18 protein-coding genes are annotated in these 18,200 nt (G+C 64.1%); 3 read left to right on the top strand and 15 right to left on the bottom strand.

What is annotated here, in order from left to right; all coding sequences use genetic code 11:
* Window positions 1-148: 148 nt before the first annotated feature.
* From QME84_02730 to QME84_02750, 5 genes are read right to left on the bottom strand one after another with little or no spacing between them, the layout of a single operon-like run.
* Complete coding sequence (locus QME84_02730) at window positions 149-1,261, bottom strand: CoA protein activase (GenBank protein ID MDI6873192.1); 1,113 nt, start codon at window positions 1,259-1,261, stop codon at window positions 149-151.
* Window positions 1,258-2,247 carry an acyl-CoA dehydratase activase-related protein gene (locus QME84_02735; protein ID MDI6873193.1) on the bottom strand — a complete coding sequence of 330 codons (990 nt, stop codon included), beginning with the start codon at window positions 2,245-2,247 and terminating at the stop codon, window positions 1,258-1,260. Before QME84_02735 ends, QME84_02730 begins: the two co-directional genes overlap by 4 nt.
* A 16-nt stretch (window positions 2,248-2,263) precedes the next feature.
* A complete protein-coding gene (gene acpP, locus QME84_02740; GenBank protein MDI6873194.1) occupies window positions 2,264-2,509 on the bottom strand; it encodes an acyl carrier protein in 246 nt (81 codons plus the stop codon).
* Between the two features lie 12 nt (window positions 2,510-2,521).
* Window positions 2,522-2,833, bottom strand: coding sequence for a hypothetical protein (locus QME84_02745; GenBank protein MDI6873195.1), 312 nt, complete (start codon window positions 2,831-2,833; stop codon window positions 2,522-2,524).
* Window positions 2,830-3,414: a sigma-70 family RNA polymerase sigma factor gene (locus QME84_02750; GenBank protein MDI6873196.1), complete on the bottom strand. Its 585-nt coding sequence runs from the start codon at window positions 3,412-3,414 to the stop codon at window positions 2,830-2,832. Before QME84_02750 ends, QME84_02745 begins: the two co-directional genes overlap by 4 nt.
* A 501-nt stretch (window positions 3,415-3,915) precedes the next feature.
* On the opposite strand from QME84_02750, the gene QME84_02755 reads away from it, so the two are divergent.
* From QME84_02755 to recO, 3 genes are all read left to right on the top strand, one after another.
* Window positions 3,916-4,155: a hypothetical protein gene (locus tag QME84_02755; GenBank protein MDI6873197.1), complete on the top strand. Its 240-nt coding sequence runs from the start codon at window positions 3,916-3,918 to the stop codon at window positions 4,153-4,155.
* Window positions 4,156-4,603: 448 nt separating this feature from the next.
* Window positions 4,604-5,341: an isoprenyl transferase gene (locus QME84_02760; protein MDI6873198.1), complete on the top strand. Its 738-nt coding sequence runs from the start codon at window positions 4,604-4,606 to the stop codon at window positions 5,339-5,341.
* Between the two features lie 8 nt (window positions 5,342-5,349).
* Complete coding sequence (recO, locus tag QME84_02765) at window positions 5,350-6,135, top strand: DNA repair protein RecO (protein ID MDI6873199.1); 786 nt, start codon at window positions 5,350-5,352, stop codon at window positions 6,133-6,135.
* Window positions 6,136-6,999: 864 nt separating this feature from the next.
* Here recO and deoC read toward each other — a convergent pair.
* From deoC to QME84_02815, 10 genes are all read right to left on the bottom strand, one after another.
* Window positions 7,000-7,755 (bottom strand): deoxyribose-phosphate aldolase, encoded by a 756-nt coding sequence (gene deoC, locus QME84_02770; protein MDI6873200.1) that lies wholly within the window; start codon window positions 7,753-7,755, stop codon window positions 7,000-7,002.
* 13 nt (window positions 7,756-7,768) lie between these two features.
* A complete protein-coding gene (gene mgtE / locus QME84_02775; protein ID MDI6873201.1) occupies window positions 7,769-9,115 on the bottom strand; it encodes a magnesium transporter in 1,347 nt (448 codons plus the stop codon).
* 26 nt (window positions 9,116-9,141) lie between these two features.
* Window positions 9,142-10,050: a GTPase Era gene (gene era / locus QME84_02780; protein ID MDI6873202.1), complete on the bottom strand. Its 909-nt coding sequence runs from the start codon at window positions 10,048-10,050 to the stop codon at window positions 9,142-9,144.
* 103 nt (window positions 10,051-10,153) lie between these two features.
* Window positions 10,154-11,329 carry a rod shape-determining protein RodA gene (rodA, locus tag QME84_02785; protein ID MDI6873203.1) on the bottom strand — a complete coding sequence of 392 codons (1,176 nt, stop codon included), beginning with the start codon at window positions 11,327-11,329 and terminating at the stop codon, window positions 10,154-10,156.
* An 18-nt stretch (window positions 11,330-11,347) separates the two neighbouring features.
* Window positions 11,348-13,297, bottom strand: coding sequence for a penicillin-binding protein 2 (gene mrdA, locus QME84_02790; GenBank protein ID MDI6873204.1), 1,950 nt, complete (start codon window positions 13,295-13,297; stop codon window positions 11,348-11,350).
* A gap of 12 nt (window positions 13,298-13,309) precedes the next feature.
* Window positions 13,310-13,819, bottom strand: a complete 510-nt coding sequence (mreD, locus tag QME84_02795; protein ID MDI6873205.1) for a rod shape-determining protein MreD — start codon at window positions 13,817-13,819, stop codon at window positions 13,310-13,312.
* A complete protein-coding gene (mreC, locus tag QME84_02800) occupies window positions 13,816-14,685 on the bottom strand; it encodes a rod shape-determining protein MreC (GenBank protein MDI6873206.1) in 870 nt (289 codons plus the stop codon). The genes mreD and mreC overlap by 4 nt, the downstream gene beginning before the upstream one ends.
* Before the next feature lie 17 nt (window positions 14,686-14,702).
* The gene (locus tag QME84_02805) at window positions 14,703-15,734 is read right to left on the bottom strand and encodes a rod shape-determining protein (GenBank protein ID MDI6873207.1); all 1,032 of its coding nucleotides are present in this window, start codon (window positions 15,732-15,734) and stop codon (window positions 14,703-14,705) included.
* Between the two features lie 401 nt (window positions 15,735-16,135).
* On the bottom strand, window positions 16,136-16,549 hold the full coding sequence (gene ndk, locus QME84_02810; protein MDI6873208.1) for a nucleoside-diphosphate kinase: 414 nt from the start codon (window positions 16,547-16,549) through the stop codon (window positions 16,136-16,138).
* A 248-nt stretch (window positions 16,550-16,797) separates the two neighbouring features.
* On the bottom strand, window positions 16,798-18,111 hold the full coding sequence (locus QME84_02815) for a folylpolyglutamate synthase/dihydrofolate synthase family protein (protein MDI6873209.1): 1,314 nt from the start codon (window positions 18,109-18,111) through the stop codon (window positions 16,798-16,800).
* Window positions 18,112-18,200 lie beyond the last annotated feature (89 nt).

Below are 18,200 nucleotides of genomic sequence, written 5' to 3' on the forward strand. Positions count from 1 at the left end.
ATTGAACAAGGCGAGATCACCCTTTTCCTCCGTTTTCCTGTCTCACTGGGATGATGGGGTGGTCTCCCAGCCTTCTCCAGCCCCGAAGGCGCCCGTTAAAACACGCGGCATCAACTGAGACGGCGTCGTTCAGGCGGAAACCAACTCCTCAGAAAGCGGGCTGCAGGGAGTAGTCCATCCCGGCGTCCCTGGCCCTCCTCCGGAAGCGGGCCAGGTCCACGAAGGCCTCCAGCCGGGTGGCCACGCCGGCCTTCCCGGTCATCTCGTCTATGACCAGGGAGAGGACGGGAATCCCCAGGTCGCGGGATACCCTGGGCAGGATGCTCTTGGCGATGGTCTCCGGCATGCAAGTGAAGGGCATGACGTGCACCACGCCGTCGTAACCGTGGCGGTGATAGAGGGCCGTCGCCCCCACCGACCTTAGCCCCTCGCCGCCCACGAAGTGGGTGAGATAGGGCAGTGCCGCCTCCTCGATCTCGCGATCGTGCTGCCCGGCTACCGGGTTGTTCCCCGAGGGACGCAGCCAGTCCGTGAGGTAGACGCTGCGCTCCACGAAGGCTCCCAGGTTCCCCAGTTGCTCCTCCACTCCCAGGTTGAAAAAGGGCTCCAAGACCAGGTAGAACTCCCCCACGATCCCTATTCTCACCGTCTCCCGCTCCACCCGGGGAACAGAATATAGGAGCCCGAAAGCCTCCTCCTCCACCCTGCGCAAGGCGGCGTAGGAATCCGCTTTCCACACCATGCGGTAGCATTTCTCCAACGCCTTGGTGGTCGCTCCCCGATCCCGGTCCAGGCAGCGCTGGTGCAACGCCTGCTGCTCCAACCGGTCGATGAGATAGGCTTTGCTCAGGGCAAACTTGATGGCCCGCACCACGGACCTCCAGGGCCGGCCCTGCTTCAGCTCCCGTAGTTTCCGTACGGTGGCCGGGATCTTGCTCGGCTCGAATTCCAGGGGGACCATGCGGAACTCATAGCCGGCGTCCTCCAGGATACGCCTCTGCGTCTCGGCGTAGAAACCGAAGCGGCAGGGCCCCTTTCCGGCCACCATGATCAGGGTGTCCGCTCCCGCCTCGATGGCCTCGATGAAGTTCCCCAGGGTGGACTTGAGGGGGAAGCAGGCGAACTCCGGCCCGTAACGCGTGCCCAGCTCCAGGGTGCGCTGGGAACTTGGAGGCGGAAGCACGTAATCCAACCCCAACTCCTCGAACACGCTGCTCAGCACGAACTCCAGGCTCCCCATGTGGGGCCAGCTGATCTTCATATCGCCACCGCCTCCCGCACCTCCGGGGCGATTCCCTTGCGCCTGCGGAGCATGTCCACGAAGGCCTCGATGCGGGTGAGGAAACCGCCCTCCCCGGTGTGCTCGTCGATGACCAGGCTAAGCATGGGGACCCCTCCCATGCGCCGGTTCTCCTGCTCGCAGAGGACGCGGATGATGGAGTCCGGCCCGCAGGGGAAAGAGATCATGAATATTATCCCGTCCACCAGACGGTAGCGAGTGCAGGCCAGTATGGCACCCGCCACCTCCTGCTCGTAGCTCCAGTAGATGTCCTTGGGCAGGCGCTTCAGCTCCCGCTCCTTGAGCTCCTCGGGGACCATGTCCGCGGTGACCACGTCCACCCCCATGGAGCTCAGGCGGTCCAGCAGGGACATGGTGGTGAAGGTGTCGTAAACGTTGTAGTGATGGCCGATTACCCCTATCCTCAATTCCCGCCCCTCGCAGAGAAGGTCCTCCGCCTCCCCCCTGAGGGCGCTCCTGTGGTCCAGGCCCAGGGTCAGGCGCTCCAGGTACAGGCGGTGCTCCCGCCAGGCCTCCAGGCCTGCCCGGATGATGCGAATAGGGTTGCGGGTGAAGAGGCTCCCAAGGGAATAGACGGCGCGGTAGTTGGCCCACATCCCCTCCTGGAAATTAATGGTAGGGGCCAGGATGGGCACCTTATCCTCCACCGCCGCCCGGGCCAGGTCCGGGAGGCCCAGCATCTTGGGACAGGTGTGGGTTCCCCTCTTCACGCTCACCAGGCGGGGGACGAAGATGGCGTCCACCTTGTCCCGCAGGGCGAGCACGTGCCCGTAGAAGACTTTCACCGGCAGGCAGCTCTCGTTCTCCGCCTTGCTTACCCCGGAGGAGAGGATGGAGCGGGTGGTCTCCCCCGACTCCACCACCTCCGCGCCCAGGGCACGGAGGAAGGAAGTCCACAACTTCCCGTAACGGTAATAGAGCAGGCCGCCGGGTATTCCCACCCTCATCGGGACCCCCCGGTTCTCAAGCCCTTGCCTTCTGGAGGATGAGGTCCACGGCGTCACCCACGGTGTTTATCTCCGCCGCTTCCTCGTCGCTGACCTTGAAGCCGTAAACGCGCTCCATCTCCAGGAGGAGCTCCACCAGGTCCAGGGAATCCGCCTCCAGGTCCTCCTTGAAGCGGGAATCTTCCCTTATATCCTCCTCGGGGAGCTCCAACGCCTCCGCCAGCGCGGCGCGCACCACCGCGAAAATCTCTTCCCGGTTCATCTCCGCCCCTTCTCAGACGCCCAGGGCCACGGCCCTCCGCCTGGTAAGATGCTTGTTAATAGCATAGGCGGCGACCCCCAGAAAGGGAAGGGCGGAGAATATCGCTCCGCCGATGATCATCCCCCGGCGGCCGGAGAAGTAGCCCGCGGGCTCCGACTCGGCCACCAGGAGGTCGTCCGCCCCCAACCCTTGGCAGAGGTCCTCCAGGCGTCGGGAAAAGGCGGGATCGGGATCCACGGGATGGAGGTAGCTCTTGAGCAACCTCACCGTGTGCCGGTATCCGCGTTTCACCATCTTGTTCCCCCGTCTCCTCCATCCGCTCATTTCTCCTCCTCCTCCATCTCGGAGAGGCGCCGGTGCAGGCTTATCAGCGAGCGGTGAACCAGGACCTTCACCGCCCCGGCGCTCTTCCCCATCACCTGCCCGATCTCGCGGTGTCTCATTCCCTCCGCGTAACGGAGGATGAGCACCTGCTGCCTCTCCTCGGGAAGTGAAGCCAGCGCCTCCCGCAGGCGTCTTATTTCCTCCGCCCTCTCCAGGGCTTCCTCAGGCGATAGGCCCTCGTAATGCAGCTCCTCCACCGCCTCCAGGGATACTGGACGCCTCCTGGAAGCGCTGCGGTGCCAGTTGGCCACCAGGTTGTGGGCTATGCGGAGGAGCCAGGCGGAGAAGGGAATCCCCCGGTCCTGGTAGCGGTCCAGGTGCACCAGGGCATGGAGGAAAACGCTCTCCGTTATGTCCTCCGCGTCCTCCGCGTTGCCTACCCGGTAATAGACGTAGGTGTAAATCTTGCGGAGGTACTTGGTGTATAGGGCCTCGAAGGCATCCCTCTTCTCCCGGGCCCGCTGCACCAGGACCCTGTCCTCGTGGCAGAGCTCCCGGCCTCCGTCACCACCCGCTTCCAAGCTCACCTCCCCTTCTCGGGTTTTCCGCTTCACACCCTTTATTATAAACACCGCCCGGGGTCTCCGGTTACCGCAGAAACACCTGACACGGGACCCGGCGTAAGCCCTCGCGGGATGCGGGACGGCGCGATCGACCGACCTGTCAACGCCGGAACACCGACCGGGTCCGTCGTCGACCCCTTCCGGGAGGGACATGGTGCGGCGGAAAACCACCGAGGAAAGGGCTTCTCCGAACATATTCGATCTACTCGCCGAAGACGGTCATCACCTTACCGGCCGCTCGTTGAGGTGCATCGCGCCCGAGGGGCCGTTGTGATAGCATCTTGTTGAGCGGCACCCGGGGATCGGGTCCGGACAGGAGAGGCGGCGCCAGGCGCAGGGGAACGCGGCGCCTGCCCTGCGGGATCGGCGGAGGCCGGAATCCTGCCCATCCCGGATCCACCCGGTTAAACCAGGGTGGCAGGCGGGATCTTCCGCGCAGGGGAAGAAGAGGAGGTTGAAATGGGAAACGTCCCCGGAGCTTACTGCCCTTTCCGCGTATCGGCCATCGCGGGCGCCCTTTCCCCCTGCAATGACGAATGCGCCCTGTATATCCCCACCTCCAAGATGCCCGCCCAGAAGAGCTGCGCCATCTCCATACTGGGGGTGTACGCCCTGCAGAGGATAATATTCAAACAGCAGGAGGAGTCGGGGAAGGTATCCGGGGGAGAAGCGGAAGGGAGTGACCGGGAATCCCCCTGACCGGGGAAGTGGATACCCCGCAACGCCGGCCTTCAGGGCGGGCTGACCCTCGAGGACGCACCGATATAAACGGCGCTGGAAGGGGCCGGGAAATGGGACCCAGCACCGTCGAGGAGCGGGGGGCGATCTCCAATTCGCATCCGCGCGGGGGGAAGGACCTTCCGTCCTCCAGGCGATCTCGACGCCGGACATGAGGCCGCATCCGCGGTGGAAGGGAAAGATGTCCAGGGGCAGGGTCGTCCCGCTGCGGCGTTGAACGCCGGCGCGAGGCGTGACCGGCGGGTAAAGGGTCGAGGTGCGGGAGCTTTTCCGGCTTTATCCCTTCGAAGCGGTGAAGGATAATATTCGCAGTAAGGGGGGCGGACGCTCCGGAGGTCACTTCCAGCGTTCCGCTCCCCGCCCGGGTCCCGGTATCGTAAAACGTCGAGGTGAAGGGGGAGTAGCGCACATGTCGGAGATGGAGGTCCCCAGGCCGGAAGGAGAACTTCCCTTCCACATTGCCATCATCATGGACGGTAACGGCCGCTGGGCCAAGATGCGCGACCTGCCGCGCATCGCTGGACACAAGGCCGGAGAGAGGTCCATCACCGACGTCGTCCGGGCCGCCTCCGAGTGGGGCATCGGGGCCCTCACCCTCTTCGCCTTCTCCACGGAGAACTGGAACCGCCCGGAGAACGAGGTCCGGTTCCTCATGAGCTTCAACCGCAACCTGCTCAACAACAGGGTACAGGAGTTTCACCGGCGGAACATCCGCATCAGGCACCTGGGACGGCGGGACCGCATCCCGCCCTCCACCCTCAAGGCCATCGACGATGCCGTGGCGCTGACCCGCGACAACACCGGGATGTCCCTGAACATCGCCTTCAACTATGGCGGCAGGGCCGAGCTGGTGGACGCCGTCCGGGCGCTTAGCGCCGACGTGGCGGCGGGCAGGGTGGACCCCGCCGAGGTGGACGAGGAGCGCTTCCGTTCCTACCTCTACCATCCGGACCTCCCGGACCCCGACCTCCTCATCCGCACCGCCGGGGAGATGCGCATCAGCAACTTCATGATCTGGGAGCTGGCCTACACCGAGATATACGTCACCGACGTGCTTTGGCCGGATTTCGACCGTCGCCACCTGGCGGAGGCCATCCGGGACTACCAGAGGAGGGAAAGGCGCTTCGGCGCCATCCGCGAGGAGTAGGGTTTCCGTTGGCCACCCTCAAGGATGAGGCCATCGTCCTGCACGCCCATGACCTCGGGGAGGCCGACCGAATCGTCTCCCTGATCACCGCTGGGCACGGCCTGCGCCGGGCGGTGGTCAAGGGGGTCAAGCGCACCGCGAGCCGTTTCGGGGCCCGGCTGGAACCCTTCACCCACCTCAAGATAGTCCTCCACGAGGGGAGGAACCTGGACACGGTAACCCAGGCGGACACCGTCCACGCCCACGCCCCGCTGCGCTCCGATTACGAGAAGTACCTTTGCGGGGAGGCCATGCTGGAGCTGGCGGAGAGGTCCCTGCGGGAAAACCAGGCCATCCCCAGGTTCTTCGACCTGCTGCGGGTGACCCTCGGGGTGCTGGAGGGCGAGGTGAGAGACTGCGCCCTCCTGCTAGCCGCCTACCAGTTGAAGGCCTGCGCGCTCATCGGATACCGGCCCCACCTGGACCGCTGCCTCCACTGCGGTAGGGAGGCATCCACGGGATCCTGGCGCCTGGACCCCTCCGAGGGGGGGATCGCCTGCGCCAAGTGCGCGGGGGGCTCCTCCCGAACCTTCAATCTCAGCACGCAGGGCCTGGAACTCATGCGGCGCCTCCTAGGGACGGAAATGGCCGCGGTGGCCCGGTTCGAGGAACCTCCCCGCCTGGTCCTGGAAGCGCTAAGGGTATCCTTCGCCTACGCGGAGAGCGTCCTGGAACTGCGCCTGCGGTCGCGGCAGATCGTCCTCCAGCACCTGGAGGGAAAGATGCGCGGAGCGGGTCCGCTCGCTAACCCGTAAGGTTGGCCTCCGGTTGAGCACAGTAGCCCAAACGGTGGAGCGGATTCCCGGGGTAGTCGAACCTTCACAAAAGAGGCGGGACGTGCCGTGTGGAGCGTGGCATGGGCAACTCCCCGGTAAATGGCTGCCCTATTTCCTGGATACTCCCCGAGTGTTAGGTCGTCGAAATCCCCCGACGAGGGAAGATCTATAAAATCCCAGGTAAAAGGGTATTGACCCTCTAATACCATAGTGGTATATTTACTTTGACCCCAAGGAGCTGGAGGGAAGTCCAGCCGGGGGACCCGGAAGGAGGAACCGGAAGGCGTAAGCTGGAAGGTGAGGCCGGAAGGGAAGCTCGGAGGGATGTACCAAAGGTTACTTGGGGTCACTTCTTTTATATTTTATATTTATGGTTATTATCCGTAGGGATTATCGGGAACTTTCCCCAAACCGCACTTACCCACCAACCATCTCTCCTCATACATACCCACTTCTCTTCGCTGGAGCCAACCGGATCGTCCGGAACGTTTCTTCCGGCGAGCGGGCACGCTGCACCATAAGAGGCCGCAAGGGGGAATTCTCGCGGCGACTCACCCCACCCAAGGGGCCGGTGTTTGGTCGCAGCGAGCGTTTCAGCGAGCGAGACCATTAACCCCGGCCCCTCGGAAGAAGGAACTCCAAGGGAGAACAGCACATCCATGAAAGCCAGCGGTCAGTCGGAGCGAGCGTCTCAGCGAGCGAGACCACTACCACCGGTTTTTCGGAAGAAAGAGGGATCCCAGGCGAACGAGACCACTAACCCCGGCCTCCCCGGAAGAGGTAGAAGGGCGATACGGCTGGCAGGCGGCCTCCCGCCCCACATACCCCCCGGGGTATCAAAATTCAAGACCTGACCCCATAGATCCAGAGGTACTCCTGGAGGATGGCATAAGCCGCGCTGGTCCCGATCCGGTTGGCCCCGGCCCTCACCATCTCCATCACCTGGGCCAGGGTGCGTATCCCCCCGCTGGCCTTGACCCCGAAGCCCGGCCCCACCACCTCCCGCAGGAAGCGGACATCATCCGCAGTGGCCCCGGCGGGCCCGAAGCCCGTGGAGGTCTTCACGAAATCGGCCCCCGCTTCCCTGGCCAGCAGCGCCCCGAGGCGCATCTCCTCCCGACTCAGGTAACAGGTCTCCAGGATCACTTTCACCACCACGTGGCCCTCCCCCTTGCCGGCGTCGTAACGGCGCGCCAGCTCCACCACGCCCCGGATGTCCTCCCTCACCCTCTCCAACCTTCCCGAGCGGAGGGCGGAGATGTTGATCACCATGTCCAGCTCCCCGGCTCCCTGCTGCAGCGCGAACACCGCCTCCGCCCTCTTGGCGTCGGTGGACTGGTAACCGAAGGGAAACCCCAGGGGTGCCCCTAGGACCACACCGCTTCCCCGGAGCTCCATGCGCGCCATGGGCAGGTAGTAAGGGGGCACGAAAACGGCCCGGAAGCGCGCATCCGCCGCCTGGCGCAAGAAGCTCAGGTACTCACGTTCATCGGCCTCCGGCCGCAGCAGGGTGGCGTCCAGGAGGTAGGTTAGATGCCCCACACTGGGAAACAATTCCAGGACTTCTTCCCTGGTCACCTCCCGTTTCGCTCCGGGCATCTCGCACCCCCATTCATACCAAAGCCATGGCCACCAGGAGGTAGACCGCCAACCCCACGGCGTCCATGAGCGTGGCCACCAGCGGCTCGGAGGCCTTGGAGGGATCGCGGCCCATCTTCCTCAGGAGCAGGGGAAGAGAGGACCCCAGCAGGGCGGCGGAGAGAACCGTGCAGGCCATGGCCAGACCCACCGCAGTTCCCAGGGCGGCGTTCTCGCGCATCAACCAGGCCACCACGGCGATTATCCCTCCCGAGGCCGCGGCCACCAGGAGACCGATGCCCACCTCGCTCGCCACGGCCCGCACGTACCGCCGCCCTTCTCCCTCCTGGAGGAGGTCCACGGTCACGCGCGTGGCGCTCTGCAGGGCCACCGTCCCTCCCATGGCCAGGATGGCGGGAATGAAGAAGATGATGGCCAGGTGATTCCTCAGCACCTCCGAGAAACCCCGCAGAATGCCCCCCACCACCAGGACCTCCAGAGCCAGGGCGAGGAAAACCCAGGGCAGCCTGCCCAGGAAGGGGACCAGCAGGGGATGCCTTTCCGCTCCTTCCTCCGTCTCCCAGCTCCCCACCAGGCTGTAGATGTCCTCCTGGGCCTCCTCCTCGATGACGTCCAGGACGTCGTCCACGGTGACTATCCCCAGGAGCCTCCCCTCCTCGTCCACCACCGGGACGGCCAGCAGGTCATAGCGGTCGATGAGGGCGGCTACCTTCTCCTGGTCCTCACCGGGGCCCACGGTGATGAGATCGCGGTGCATGATACGGGAGACCGGCTCCTCCGGGTCGGCGACGATCAGCTCGCGCAGGGAGGTGACCCCCACCAGCCTTTCCCGCTCGTCCAGCAGGTACACGTAATAGATCATCTCCACGCTTTCCGGCGCCTCGCGCAGCCTCTCCAGCACCTCGCCCACGGTGAGGTCCTGGCTCAGGCGCATGGCCTCGGGGGTCATGAGGCCTCCCGCCGTGCGCTCCCCGTGGGCCAGGAGGCGACGCAGCTCCCCGGCCTTCCGTGCGCTCAATCCGGAGAGGATGGACTCCCTTAACCTGGGGGGAAGGTCGGCCAGCAGGTCAACCGCGTCGTCGGGAGGCATCTCGGAGATGATGCGCACGGCCAGGTTGCGGGCCAGCCCCTCCACCACCCTCACCTGTTCCTCTTCGGACATCTCCAGGAGCGCCTCCGAGGAATCCTCGGCGTCCCAGGAACGGAAGATGCGCATCCGGTCCTCGTAGGGCACGCTCTCCAGGACCTCCGCGGCGTCCGCGGGGTGTAGCCCGTCTAGAAGGGCCAGGGCAGCCCCCATCTTCCCCTCCGCGAGAAGGTCCTTGAGGGTCTCGCCCAGAACCCGGTTTCTCTCCTCCATGGCCTCCCTCTTATCCTGTGCAGGTATCAGTAGCCCATCCTGCGCACCAGCTGGGGCCGTTTGGACCAGTCCTTTTCCACCTTGACCTGGAGCTGCAGGAAGACCTTCTCTCCTAACAGGGGTTCAATCTCCCGGCGTGCCCGGGTGCCGATCTCCTTGAGCATGCGGCCCCCCCTGCCTATGATGATGCCCTTCTGGGAATCCCTCTCCACGTAGATGACCGCCTGGATGTCCACTATCTCCCCGTCCTCCCGCTTACCCATCTCCTCAACCACCACGGCCACGCTGTGAGGGACCTCCTCCCGCGTGAGCTGTAGGACCTTCTCCCGGATGAGCTCGGCCACTATGAAGGTCACCGGCTGGTCGGTGATCATATCATCAGGGTAATACTTGGGGCCCTCCGGCAGCAGCTCCACGATCTTCTCGATGAGAGCGTGGACGTTCTCGCCGGTCTTGGCGGAAAGGGGGATGACGTCCTCGAAATCCCCCAGGTTCTCCGCCACCGCCAGCTGGGCCTCCACCTGCTCGGGGCTCAACCTGTCTATCTTGTTGAGCACCGCCACCACCGGGGTCTCCAGGCCGGACAGCTCCCCGGCAATGAACAAGTCGCCCTTACCGATGGTCTGGGTCCCGTCCAGCATGAAGACCACCACGTCCACCTCGGAGAGGGTCTCCCTGACCGCCTTGTTCAACCTCTCCCCCAGGGCGTTCCGGGGCTTGTGCAGACCCGGGGTATCCACGAAGATTATCTGGGCGTCGTCCCGGGTGAGTATGCAGCGGATCTTGTTGCGCGTAGTCTGGGGCTTTTCGGAGATGATGGCCAGCTTGCGATGCATGAGGTTGTTGAGCAGCGTGGATTTTCCCACGTTGGGCCGGCCGATGATGCCCACGAACCCCGAGCGGTAAGCGCCTTGCGGACTTGAATCCTCGGACATGACCTCCTCCATCCTCGCCTTGACCTACCCGTATCCCGCGACCTCCTTGCTCCCGCGGGAGGAAATTCCCACCCTTCGAAAGAGATGGGATTTTTTGCCATACCTATATCTGGGAGAACCTCCGCATGTACACGTTGGTGAGCAGGCCAACGGCCGCCAGGTTGACGATGAGGCTCGATCCTCCGTAGGTGATGAAGGGCAGAGGGATACCGGTTATGGGCATGATCCCTATTGTCATGCCTATGTTCACGATGATCTGGAAGGCGAACATGGTCACGATGCCGAAGGCGATCATGGTCCCGTAGAAATCGCGAGCGTGGTTGGCGATGCGCACCCCCCTCCAGAGAAGGTAACAGAAGGCCGCGATGAGCAGCAAGGCCCCGATCAACCCCAGCTCCTCTCCCACCACGGCGAAGACGAAGTCGGTATGGTGGGCGGGGATGAACTTGAGGTTGGTCTGGGTGCCCTTGAAGAGCCCCTTTCCCACCAGCTGGCCCGATCCAATGGCTATCTTGGACTGCATGAGCTGGTAACCGGCCCCCTGGATGCTGCTCCCCTGCTTGAGGAAGGCCGTGAAGCGCTCCACCTGGTAGTCGTGGAAAAGGTGGAAGGCGAACCCCAGGGTGAACCCCAGGACCCCCAGGCCCACGAAACCCAGCCAGTAGCGCATGCGGCAGCCTACCAGGTAGAGCATGCCCAGCAGGATGGCCGCCAGCACCAGGGTGGTTCCCAGATCGGGCTGGAGGAAGACGAAGAACATGAAGGGGAGGGCCCAGAGCGTCGGGACGACAAAGCTGCGGAGGGACTCCGGATCCGCCTTGTTGTCGGAAAAGTAGTTGGCCAGGACCAGGATGAGCACCAGCTTGCAGTATTCGGAGGGCTGGAAGCTGAAGGGTCCCAGGGTTATCCAGCGCTGAGCCCCCATGGCCTCCTCGGTGAGAAAGACCACCAGGAGGGCGAGGAGGAAGAAACCGTAGATGAAGGGCGTGGCCACCTTGAGGCGGCGGTAGTCGAAGCTGAGCATGAGGCCCATGACCACCAGGCCCACCAGGAAATTCAGGGCCGTGCGTAAAACGTAATAGGTGGGGTTGTCCGGGTTGTCCCCCCGGGTGGCGCTGTACTGGACGAGCATCCCGAAGGCCACCAGGAAAAGGGTAACCGCCAGGAGGGACCAGTCCACGTGGCGGATGGGCATCCCGCTCAAGCGGCGGGCTACCTCGTCGGTCCTCCTCCGCTCCGTAACCTTGGGGGCCAGGACCCTTCCCAGCCGAGTTGGCATAATTCCTCTACCCCCTCCTCACTCGGTCACCGTGACCTCCGGCTGTCCCCGCGGGATGCCGAAGATATACTCCAGGATGTGCCGGGCGATGGGAGCGGCCACCAGGCCTCCATGGCCGCCCTCCTCCACCATCACCACCACCACGTAGCGAGGATCGTTGGCCGGAGCGTAGCAGGCGAACCAGGCGCAGGGCTGCTTGCCCTGGACCTCGGCGGTTCCCGTCTTCCCGGCCACGGGGATGGCCTTGATGGGAAAGCCGGCAAAGGCCCCGGCAGCCGTTCCTCCCCGGGCTACCACCCCGGTGAGGGCGTTGCGCACCACGTCCAACTTGTCCTTGTCCACGTGGATGCCGAGATCGTTGTCGGGATCGGTGATATCCCCGATCTGCTGGGGCTGGATGGTCTCCACCGTCTCCCCGAGGTAGGTGAGGATCTCCTTCCCCACGTGGGGCCGGAAGTATGGGCCCCGGTTGGCTATGGCCGCGTACAGGTTGGCCAGCTGCAGGGGGGTGACCAGAATGTCTCCCTGCCCCACGGCCATGTTCACCGTATCCCCGGGATACCAGCGCTGGTAGTCCGGGTTCCCCTGATTGAACTCCCACTTCCACTGCGGGGTGGGGACCCGTCCCTCGAACTCGTTGGGGAGGTCCACGCCCGTGGGCTTGCCCAGCCCGGCCAGGACGGCGTAATCCTGCAGGCGGGTGACCCAACCTTCCCGGTTGCGGTTTTCGTAGAAAGCGTATCCCAGGTCATAGAAGACCACGTCGCAGGACTGGATGATGGCGCTCATGAAGTTGATGGAGCCGTGGGTACCCCAGCAGGTCTTGGGAAACTGGGCGAACTCCCCCCGGTTGAAGACGTGCCCGCAGAAGAAGGGGGAATAAGCGCTCACCATCCCCTCCTGGAGGGCGGCCATGGCGGTGACCACCTTGAAAGTTGACCCGGGTGGGTACTGTCCCACGATGGCCCGGTTGTTCAGGGGATAGTTGTTGCGGGGGTCGTTGAGCCTTTGCCATTCCTCCTCGTCAATCCCGCCCACGAAATCCTCCAGGTTGAAGGTGGGCTCGCTGGCCATGGCCAGTATCTCGCCCGTACGGGGGTCCAGGACTACCGCCGCTCCCGCCGGGGCCACGTAGTTCTTGCCCCGCTCGCGGTCGAAGTAGGTGCGTGCCTGGGCCATGCCCTGCCGGAGGCTCTCCTCCACCGCCCGCTGGAGTTCCTTGTCCAGGGTGAGGACCAGGGTTTTCCCCGGGTTTCGCTCCTCCCTCCCCAGTTCCTGGAGAGGCCTGCCCCGGGCGTCCACCTCCATGATCAGCTTGCCATCCACCCCCCGCAGGATATCCTCGTAGTAGGCCTCCACCCCCGAGGTCCCCACGATATCCCCCGCCTTGTAACCCTTGTCCTTCAGCACTTTAAGTTGTTCCTCTGAAATTTCTCCCAGGTACCCCAGAACGTGGGCCGCCAAGCTCTCGTCCCCATCAGGGTATTCGCGGACCGGCATCTTCTCGGGGAACACCCAGGGGAAGTCCGCCTGCCTCTCCTGGATGAAGAAATAGACCTCGGGGTCCACGTCCTTCTTGATGAGCACCGGCTTGTGCGGCTGCACGCCCTCGCCCTGGAGTTTTTTCATGATCTCCTCGCCGCTCATGCCCAGCATGGCTCCCAGGCGGGCGGCCTCACCTTCCTTGTCCTCCAGCTTCTCGAACTCCGTGGGGAGGACGAAGATGGAGAGAGCCCAGCGGTTTCCCACCAGCATCTGGTAGTTGCGGTCCAGTATCTTGCCCCGGGAGGCCTCCAGGGGGACCTCCCGCACCCGGTTGCCCTCGGCCATGCTCCGGTAGCGGTCCCCCTGCACTACCTGCAGGAACCAAAGCCTGACCACCAGTACGGCCACCATGACCCCGATGAACATGACGAAAAGGGTATAGCGGTGGACCATGGCTCCTTTCTGCTGCGGGTTAACGGGCATGGCGACCCCACCTCACTGGAACATCATCTCCCTTTCCTCGCGACCGGCAAACCTTCCCAGCAGGGGATAGACGGCCAGGGTGAGCACGGAGTTGTACAGCGCCAGCCCGAAGACCACCCCGGGGTTCAGAGGGGGTCTCTGCTCCAGGCCCACCATGGTCCAGGCGGCGAACTTGATGAGCTCGTGGAGGAGGGTGCCCGCGAAGACGATGAGCATGGGCCAGACCACGGACTTGGAGACCACGCGCTGCCGGAGCTCACCGGAGAAATAGCCGATGAGGGTCTTGGCGAAGGCCCCCACCCCCAGGACGGCGGTGGTGAAGACGTCCTCAAGCAGGCCGCCCCAGAACCCGAAGAGGGCTCCCCGGGTGGGGTCCTCGAAGAGGGCCCAGCAGATGGTGGCCGTGAGGAGGAGGTCCGGCTTTACACTCCCCACGCTTATCTCCCCCGCTACCGCCACCTGGAGGAGGAGAGCCACCAGGATGATGATGGCAAAGAGCAGCCGGCGGTGGGCGGTTATCATATCCCGCTCCCCCCTTCGGCGACTCCCGGTGCGGTGGTAGGCTTCGGGGAGATCACCACCATGACCCTGTCCAGGCGGGTCATGTTGGCCCGCGGCTGGATAATGATTCCTACCGATAGGTCCGCCTGCTTCTCCCCTATCTCGGTCACCGTGCCGATGGGTATGCCCGCCGGGCAGGTGCCCCCCATGCCCGAGGTGACCACCACGTCGCCCGTGCGCACGTCAGCCTCCAGGTTGAGGAGCTCGAGGTGCACCCTTCCACCGCCCTCCCCGCGCAGGATGCCCATCTCCGAGTTGCGCTGCAGCCTGGCTCCCACGGCGCTTTTCTCATCGGTGATCAGCTGCACTATCGAGGACTTCGCCGTGCAGGTGATTATCCTGCCCACCAGGCTCCCGTCCTCGCTGAGCACGGCCATGTACTCCTGCAGACCGTCATCGTATCCCGCCCCGATGATGATGGTCTGCTCCCAGGCGTCGGGGCTGGCCCCGATAACCTCCACCACCAGGAACTCCAGTTCCGGGTAAGCTTCCTTGACCGCGATCATCTCCCTCAGGGCCTCGTTCTCGCGCCGCATCCCTTCCAGCTCGTGGACCCTCTGCTCCAGAAGCCTTACCTCGTCCTTAAGGCGGTCCCTCTCTCCCCGGGCCCGCCCCAGGTCCACCAGGAAGCCGATGCCGTCGCGCACTGGGCTCAGCACCTTGCTCATCCCCTTCTGCAGGGGGGAGATGACGTCCATGGAAAAACGCTGCAGGCGGTGCAGCAGGCCGTTCTCGCTCTCGCGGGAGTAGACGGTGACCAGAAGTATGCACACCAGTATGAGAATGACGATGAGAAATCGCTGTCTGCGGTTGCGTCTTTCCAGCATGATCTCTCATCCCCGGTTCAATGCCGGGACGAGGAGATGAGCACCTTTTTCATAATCTCGAACTCCTCGAGGCATTTCCCCGAACCTATGGCCACGTCAGAGAGGGGGGAGGCGGTGACCACCACGGGCATGGCCGTCTCGTGGCGTATCCTCTCGTCCAGGCCGGTGAGCAGCGCCCCTCCACCGGTGAGCACGATGCCCCGGTCCATGATGTCCGAGGCCAGTTCGGGCGGGGTCTTGTCCAGGGTAGTCTTGACCGCGTCCACGATGGCGGAGACGGGCTCCTCGATGGCCTCCCTTATCTCCTCGGCCAGCACCACGATGGTCTTGGGCAGGCCGGTGACCAGGTCCCGTCCCCTTATCTCCGCGTTTATCTCGTCGTCTATGGGGAAGGCGGAGCCGATCTGGATCTTGAGCTCCTCGGCGGTCCTCTCCCCGATCATGAGGTTGTATTCCTTCTTGATGTAGTTGACCACCGCCTCGTCCATCTCGTCGCCGCCGACGCGGATGGACTCGCTGGTCACGATGCCCCCTAGGGAGATCACCGCCACCTCGGTGGTCCCCCCGCCGATGTCCACCACCATGTTCCCGGTGGGCTCGTGGATGGGCAAGCCCGCCCCTATGGCCGCGGCCATGGGTTCCTCGATGATGTAGGCCGCGCGGGCTCCCGCCTGGATGCAGGCCTCCTCCACCGCCCGCTGCTCCACCCCCGTGGTCCCCGAGGGCACACAGACCACCACGCGGGGCCTCGCGAAGAGGCGCCTCTTGTGGACCTTCTGGATGAAGTAGCGCAACATCTTCTCCGTGACGTCGAAATCGGCGATCACCCCGTCCTTGAGGGGCCTGACGGCCACGATGTGGCCTGGGGTGCGCCCGATCATGCGCTTGGCCTCGGCTCCCACCGCCAGTATGGCTCCGTTGGAGGTATTGATGGCCACCACCGAAGGCTCGTTGAGGACGATGCCCTTACCCCGCACGTAGACCAGGGTGTTGGCCGTCCCCAGATCGATGGCCATGTCCCTTCCCAGCATTTCCCACGAGGAAAACATGGCACTCACCTTTCCGGCATATTTTTAACGGCCCGAAGGCCGCTTCGCGTCGCGCTCATCATCCTAATAATTTTATCACAAGGGCCTGGTTCTCCTTCCCCCGCCCCCGCGGCGGAGCGGGAGTGCTGGTCGCCAAGCTTAATGACGGGGGTCCGCGCCGGGCGGTTCCCCCTCCCTCGGGCGCGGCGGGATCTTCCCTGGCTCGAACCGGCAGATTGGTTCCCCATGTCCCTCCCGATTCACACGCCCCCGCACGCAGCGGTAACATCCCCGGGGCGGCCGTCAGGGGCTCTCCGGGTCCGGCCTTCCCCCCGGGCGGTTACCGGCAGATAACGGCATGGTGACCGTTACGTAGGCGACGCTTTTTCCCGCATGCCGAGGCGTTCTCCTTCCCCTGGCCGTCAGGTAAGCTCCGGGAAGAAGAGGCTTATTTCGCGGGCGGCACTCTCCGGGCCGTCCGAGCCGTGCACGATGTTGCGGGTGATCTCCACCCCGTAATCCCCCCGGATGGTGCCCGGAGGAGCATCAACGGGATTGGTGGGGCCCATGACCTTGCGCACCAGCCCTATGGCCTCCTCGCCCTCCAGGACCATGGCCACCACCTCCCCGGAGGTGATGAAGGCCACCAGCTCCGGGTAGAAGGGCTTGCCCACGTGCTCCGCATAATGCTTGGAGGCCAGGTCCTCGTCCACCCGGAGCATGCGCAGGGCCACGATGCGCATGCCCAGCCTCTCGAAGCGGGAGATGACCTCCCCCACCAGGCCCCTCTCCACGCCGTCCGGTTTCACCAATACCAGGGTCCTCTCCACGGCCATGTTCTTGATTCCTCCGTTCTCCTTCCATGAAGCTCCAGACAATGCTCTCCCCCGGTAGGCATGAAGTCCTGCAGAAAAACCAGCTCCTCCCTTCTCCTCCCGTTTAAGCCGCTTAAACCTCCATGTCCATCCAGGCCTCTTTTCCCCTTCCGCCGGCCTCGCCTTGGGACATGGTATATCACGCCTGGAGATTTCCGGGAGATATATTACACCATTGCGGGCTCGGGCCATGCCGGGTCGGGGCAGGGCTATTCCGGGCGAAGCCCCAGGGCGGCGCGGGCCTCCCCCACCGTGTACAGGGATCCGGTGACACACACCATGTCCGTGACCGAGGCCAGGGTGCGAGCGAACTTCACGGCCTCGCCGATGTCCTCCACCACCACGCCGTCGTAACCCATCTCCCGGGCCATGCGCGCCAGTTTCCTCGCTGGGGCGGCCCTCTCCTCGAGGCTCTGGGTGAACACCACCGTGTCCGCCAGGGGGAGGAGTACCTTCAGCATCTGCCGCATGTCCTTGTCCTCCAGGATGCCCAGGACCAGCACCAGCTTGTCATAATCCAGATCGTTGCGGATGACCTGGGCCAGCCGGGACGCCCCGTCCGGGTTGTGGGCCCCGTCCAGGAGGACCAGGGGGTGGAGGGAGACCACTTCCAGCCTGCCCGGAGAGGTCACCCGGCGGAGTCCCGCCGCCACCTCGTCCGCGGAGAGTTCCGCCGGAGAGCCGGCGAAGGCCTCGCAGGCTGCCACGGCGCAGGCGGCGTTGACGCCCTGGTGTTCGCCCAGCAGAGGAAGGAAGAGGTCGGCGTACTCCCGCATCAGGCCCCGTATCCCCACCACCTGGCCTATCCTCTCCGTCTCCACCCCGTAGGTTAACTGATAGATCAGCTGGAAGTCCTTTCCATACAGCTTGAGGTCGCTCCCCCTCTCCGCGCAGGTGGTGGCGACCACCTCCAGGGCCCCCGGGTGGGCCACCGCGGAGATCACCGTACTTTTTTCCTTGATGATTCCCGCTTTTTCGAAGGCTATCTTTTCCAGGGTGTCCCCCAGTTCCGCCACGTGGTCGTAGGCTACGCTGGTGATCACCTGGACGGAGGATCTCAATAGGTTGGTGGCGTCCCACCTCCCGCCAAGCCCCACCTCGATGACCCCCACGTCCACCTTGCGGCGGGCGAAGTGCAGAAAGGCCATGGCCGTGGTGACTTCGAAGTAGGTCAGGGGATCACCGGTCTCGGCGTCGGTCTCCTCCACGGCGGGGATGATCCTCTCCAGGAGGGAGGCGAACTCGCGCTCCGTTATCGGGCGCCCGTCCACGCAGATACGCTCGGTCACGCTCTGCAAGTGCGGGGAGGTGTATCGCCCCACCTTCCTCCCCCCCACTTGCAGGATGGACGCCGCCATGCGTGCCGTGGAGGTCTTCCCGTTGGTGCCGGTGATGTGTATGGAAGGAAATACCAGCTGCGGGTCGCCCAGCCTGGAGAGGAGAAGCCTTATGCGTTCCAGGCCCGGCTTGATGCCGAACCTCGCCCGCCGGTCCAGATAAGCCTCCGCCTCCCGAAAATCCATGGGGTCAGGTCTTGAATTTTGATACCCCAGGGGGTATCCAATCGAATAACGAATTTTTCTCTTCGACCTTTATAGAAATATAAAGTAAT

This window comes from Actinomycetota bacterium, assembly GCA_030019255.1.
GTDB lineage: Bacteria > Actinomycetota > Geothermincolia > Geothermincolales > RBG-13-55-18 > Solincola_A.

Coding starts and splice junctions, on each gene's coding strand:
- mreD (MDI6873205.1), bottom strand. CDS start 13,819: ATGATAACCGCCCACCGCCGGCTGCTCTTTGCCATCATCATCCTGGTG.
- QME84_02735 (MDI6873193.1), bottom strand. CDS start 2,247: ATGAGGGTGGGAATACCCGGCGGCCTGCTCTATTACCGTTACGGGAAG.
- mrdA (MDI6873204.1), bottom strand. CDS start 13,297: ATGCCCGTTAACCCGCAGCAGAAAGGAGCCATGGTCCACCGCTATACC.
- acpP (MDI6873194.1), bottom strand. CDS start 2,509: ATGAACCGGGAAGAGATTTTCGCGGTGGTGCGCGCCGCGCTGGCGGAG.
- rodA (MDI6873203.1), bottom strand. CDS start 11,329: ATGCCAACTCGGCTGGGAAGGGTCCTGGCCCCCAAGGTTACGGAGCGG.
- QME84_02745 (MDI6873195.1), bottom strand. CDS start 2,833: ATGAGCGGATGGAGGAGACGGGGGAACAAGATGGTGAAACGCGGATAC.
- ndk (MDI6873208.1), bottom strand. CDS start 16,549: ATGGCCGTGGAGAGGACCCTGGTATTGGTGAAACCGGACGGCGTGGAG.
- mreC (MDI6873206.1), bottom strand. CDS start 14,685: ATGCTGGAAAGACGCAACCGCAGACAGCGATTTCTCATCGTCATTCTC.
- era (MDI6873202.1), bottom strand. CDS start 10,050: ATGTCCGAGGATTCAAGTCCGCAAGGCGCTTACCGCTCGGGGTTCGTG.
- mgtE (MDI6873201.1), bottom strand. CDS start 9,115: ATGGAGGAGAGAAACCGGGTTCTGGGCGAGACCCTCAAGGACCTTCTC.
- deoC (MDI6873200.1), bottom strand. CDS start 7,755: ATGCCCGGAGCGAAACGGGAGGTGACCAGGGAAGAAGTCCTGGAATTG.
- QME84_02760 (MDI6873198.1), top strand. CDS start 4,604: ATGTCGGAGATGGAGGTCCCCAGGCCGGAAGGAGAACTTCCCTTCCAC.
- QME84_02805 (MDI6873207.1), bottom strand. CDS start 15,734: ATGTTTTCCTCGTGGGAAATGCTGGGAAGGGACATGGCCATCGATCTG.
- QME84_02755 (MDI6873197.1), top strand. CDS start 3,916: ATGGGAAACGTCCCCGGAGCTTACTGCCCTTTCCGCGTATCGGCCATC.
- QME84_02730 (MDI6873192.1), bottom strand. CDS start 1,261: ATGAAGATCAGCTGGCCCCACATGGGGAGCCTGGAGTTCGTGCTGAGC.
- QME84_02815 (MDI6873209.1), bottom strand. CDS start 18,111: ATGGATTTTCGGGAGGCGGAGGCTTATCTGGACCGGCGGGCGAGGTTC.